Raw genomic sequence first — 1794 nt, 5'->3', positions numbered from 1 at the left:
GGTACACGGGGTGCCCGGCCGCGCGATGCAGCTGCGCCCATCGCCAGTTCTGCCAGGTGAAGAGCCGGTGGCCGTTGGACCGGAGGCCGGCCGCGACCGCCTGGTCGTCGGTCGCCGCCGGGTACAGCTCGAGGAACTCCGCGCTCGACGCGCCGTGGTCGGCGACGGCCTGTCGGCGGTAACTGGCGAGGTCCCGGGGGTGGTTGAACATCGAGAGGTCCTCGTCGGCCGCCGAGCCGACCAGCAGCGGGACCGACGCCTGCGCCCCGCGGCCGAACGCCGTGTGCGGCGTCTCGGGCAGGAACGTCCCGTCGATCACCGGCCGGGAGGCGTCGAAGATCCCGGTGGTCGCCCCCGGCGGGGGCAGGCTCGCGGCACGCAGGGTGGCGGCGCTCGCGCGCCGGAGGTCGACGAGCCGGGGCGCCCCCGCGGCGACGGCCCACGCGTGTCCGGACGCCGCCGCCGAACCGAGGTCCTGCCACGCGTCGCCCACCCCGGTCGTCGTCGCCAGGGGGCCGAACGCCCCGCCGCTCTCGGCGACGGCACGGTGGAACAAACCCCGCGCGGCCGGGGCCGCCATCAACAGTGCCACGCTGGACGCGCCGGACGATATCCCGCACACGGTCACGCAGCCGGGGTCACCGCCGAAGCCCGCGATGTTGTCGCGCACCCAGCACAGGGCGGCGACCTGGTCCTGCAGCCCGTAGTTCCCGGCGCTGCCCCCGCCCTCCTCGACCAGCTCGGGGTGGACGAGGAAACCGGTCCGGGAGAGCCGATGGTTGACCGTCACGAGGACGATCCCGTCGCGGGCCCAGCGCCTGCCGTCGAACAGCGGGGCGGAACCGGCGCCGAACTGGAAGGCGCCGAGGTGGAACCAGACCATGACCGGGCGGGTCGCCGGCGCCGCGTCCAGTGGGGTCCACACGTTCAGCGACAGGCAGTCCTCGCTCTGGGTCCGGCCTGGGAACGCGAACAGCGAGGTCTCGGGGGGCGGGTTCTGCACCGCGACCGGACCGAACCGCACGGCCGGGCGGATCCCGCGCCACGGCGCCGGCGGATGCGGCGGCCGCCAGCGCAGCCGGCCGACGGGCGGCGCGGCGTAGGGGATGCCGCGAAAAACCCGCGCCTTCGCGTCGTGGTCGATCTCGCCCCGCACCGTTCCCAGCGCGGTCTCGACCAGCTCCGGCGCCGTCACGAGCCGAACCGATAGCAGTCACGGGCCGTGCCACCGAGCACGGCATCGAGGTCCGCCGCGCCCAGCGCGGCGAGCACCTCCGACGAGGCCGCCCAGATCTGCGCATAGTCGTCCGCCGCGCAGAGCGCGACCGGCCAGTTGCCGGCGTACATCGTCCGCCGCGGACCGAAGGTGTCGAGCACATGGGTGAGGAAGGGCGCGACGTCCTCGGCCGTGGTCCGGCCGATTACGGTGGCCCACCCGGAGAACTTCACGTACACGCCGGGCAGCGCGGCCAGCCGTGTCATCGCGTCGGCCCAGAGCCGCCACGCGGTCCGGTCCCCCTCGACGGGCGGGCGACCCAGATGGTCGACGACGTACCGGCCCGGGGCCCGCTCCACGAGCGCCGGCAGCAGCGGCAGCTCGGTGTGGTCGTTGACGAACAGGTCCACGGCCAGCTCCCGCTCGGCCAGCACCCGGAACGAGTCGGCGACGCGCGGGTCGGCGAGCACCTCGCCGTCCGGCCGCCACCGGTGCATGGCCCGGACGCCGACGAGCTTCGTGCCGGCCGCGGCGATCGTGGCGAGGTCCTTCTCGGTGGCCGCGACCGAGCCCAGCCC

General features: G+C 75.1%; 2 protein-coding genes. Both read right to left on the bottom strand.

Going from position 1 to position 1794, the window contains the following annotated elements:
- The coding region (locus GKO32_RS37765; RefSeq protein ID WP_154761702.1) for a carboxylesterase/lipase family protein at positions 1–1195 on the bottom strand (1195 nt) is incomplete at its 3' end.
- Positions 1192–1794: amidohydrolase family protein (locus tag GKO32_RS37760; RefSeq protein WP_154761701.1), on the bottom strand; the 603-nt coding region annotated here is incomplete at its 5' end. The genes GKO32_RS37760 and GKO32_RS37765, both read right to left, overlap by 4 nt.

Source organism: Amycolatopsis pithecellobii (genome assembly GCF_009707865.1).
In the GTDB taxonomy this organism is placed as follows: Bacteria; Actinomycetota; Actinomycetes; order Mycobacteriales; family Pseudonocardiaceae; genus Amycolatopsis_E; species Amycolatopsis_E pithecellobii.
This window is presented reverse-complemented; position numbering and strand designations above follow the sequence as displayed.